The organism is Chromohalobacter sp. 48-RD10 (assembly GCF_029889785.1).
Lineage (GTDB): Bacteria > Pseudomonadota > Gammaproteobacteria > Pseudomonadales > Halomonadaceae > Chromohalobacter.
On sequence record NZ_JARANX010000116.1, the window covers coordinates 1 to 1,767 of the forward strand.

A 1,767-nucleotide genomic window follows, 5' to 3' on the forward strand; every position below is an offset into this window, starting at 1 on the left:
GGAATGAGCGTGCTTCTAGGGTGTCAGTTTCTCGGCGAAATCCTGGTGCATGGGCTCCAGCTTCCCGTACCGGGACCAGTCGTGGGTATGGTGGTGTTGTTGGTCGGGCTGATGATCAATGGACGTGTGCCTGCGGGGCTGCGCACGAGTGGTGAAGGGCTGTTGCGTTACTTGACGCTTCTCTTCGTGCCTGCGGGGGTTGGCATCATGGTGCATTTCGATCTTATCAAGGCGGAATTCTGGCCCATCATCGTAACGCTCGTGGTGTCGACCGCCTTGACCTTGGCTGTCACGGCAAAAGTGATGTCGTGGTTGATGCGCTCGGTACCCAAAGACCCGCGTGACGAATGGCGGGAGAAGCGTCCATGAGCATGCCCGTACTCGATCAGCTTTGGGTGTACCTCTCTGCCAGTCCATTATTGCATCTTCTGGTGACGTTTCTGGCCTTCATGGGGGCGAGTTACCTCAATCGTCTTTTAGGGGGGACGCCTTTTCTGCACCCGGTCGTGCTCACCATCGTTCTGATCATTGCCTTTCTGACACTGACGGATACCGATTATGCGACGTACTTCGAGGGTGCTCAGTTCATCCATTTCCTCCTGGGGCCCGCGACCGTTGCCTTGGCGATTCCCTTGTATGACTATCGAGAACGTGTCAGGCGTATGTTGGTGCCGATATTACTTAGCTGCGTCGCGGGAATCGTGACGGCGGTGACGTCAGCGGTGGGGGTCGCGATGCTCATGGGGGCTAGTCGCGAAACCGTGCTGACACTGTCACCCAAGTCGGTGACATCACCCATCGCGATGGGGATCGTCGAGAAACTGGGCGGCATTCCGTCGCTGGCGGCGGGGATGGTGTTGATAACGGGGTCCCTTGGATGTGCCTTGGGACCTGTCATCTTCCGCCTGGTCAGGGTGCGCGATCCCAGTGTTCAAGGCTTTACCATGGGCTTGGCAGCGCATGGGTTCGGAACGGCCTATTCCTTTTCTTCGATCGGTGCTGCGGCAGGAGCCTTTGCGGGACTAGCGATGGGGCTGACGGGGCTTCTGACGGCCTTCATCCTGCCGCCTTTGGTGCATCTGTTCGGTATTTGATTATTTATACCGTTATCTTGTGAGTTTCATTCAAAGCTAGAAAGCTGAAACCGGTATGGCAACGCTTCATGGAGCGTTGCCATACGTTGATATTACAAAACGTCTTGATCGTTTATGTCATGCGCGGTTCACGCCCATAGAACGCGTAGCAGGGACACGGTGATCAGCGTGATCAGGAGGGTGCCGACAATGTTAAGCAGTAGTCCGGCGCGGATCATCGTTTGAATCTTCATATGCCCCGTCGCGAACACGATAGCATTGGGTGGGGTCGCAACCGGCATCATGAAAGCACAGCTTGCGGCAATGGCGGCAGGGACCGTGAACACCAGCGGGTCCATGTCCAACGAGATGGCGAGTGCACCGAGAAGTGGCAGGAAGGCGGCTGCCGTGGCCGTGTTGGAGGTCACTTCGGTGAGGAAGATGATAACCAATACGATGATGCCCACCAGCATCAACAACGGGAACACGCTGAAGATCGAAAGTTGTTGAGCGATCCACTCGGCCAGGCCGGAGCTCTTGATCATCCCTGCTAATGCTAGTCCGCCGCCGAAGAGAAGCAGGACACCCCAAGGAAGCTCCTTGGCGCTGTCCCAGTCGAGCAGCGCGCCGCGTGCCTTGTCTCCACTAGGGACGAGAAACAGCCCGATACCGGCGGCCAGAGCAATGGTGGTGT

Annotated in this window: 3 protein-coding genes; 2 read left to right on the forward strand and 1 reads right to left on the reverse strand. The window is 57.0% G+C overall.

Translation table 11 applies throughout. The features are described 5' to 3' along the window. Both OP496_RS17555 and OP496_RS17560 read left to right on the forward strand, forming a co-directional pair. Window positions 1-369: CidA/LrgA family protein (locus tag OP496_RS17555; RefSeq protein ID WP_280565183.1), on the forward strand; the 369-nt coding region annotated here is incomplete at its 5' end. Beyond that, entirely contained in the window at window positions 366-1,094 is a 729-nt protein-coding gene (locus tag OP496_RS17560; RefSeq protein ID WP_280565185.1) for an LrgB family protein, read from the forward strand. The genes OP496_RS17555 and OP496_RS17560, both read left to right, overlap by 4 nt. A 128-nt stretch (window positions 1,095-1,222) precedes the next feature. On the opposite strand, the gene OP496_RS17565 is transcribed toward OP496_RS17560, so the two are convergent. Then, a partial coding sequence (locus OP496_RS17565; RefSeq protein ID WP_280565187.1) for an SLC13 family permease occupies window positions 1,223-1,767 on the reverse strand: 545 nt, incomplete at its 5' end.

What these genes read in the sequence shown, in the direction of transcription:
- OP496_RS17560 (WP_280565185.1), top strand. Translation starts at nt 366, where the DNA reads ATGAGCATGCCCGTACTCGATCAGCTTTGGGTGTACCTCTCTGCCAGT.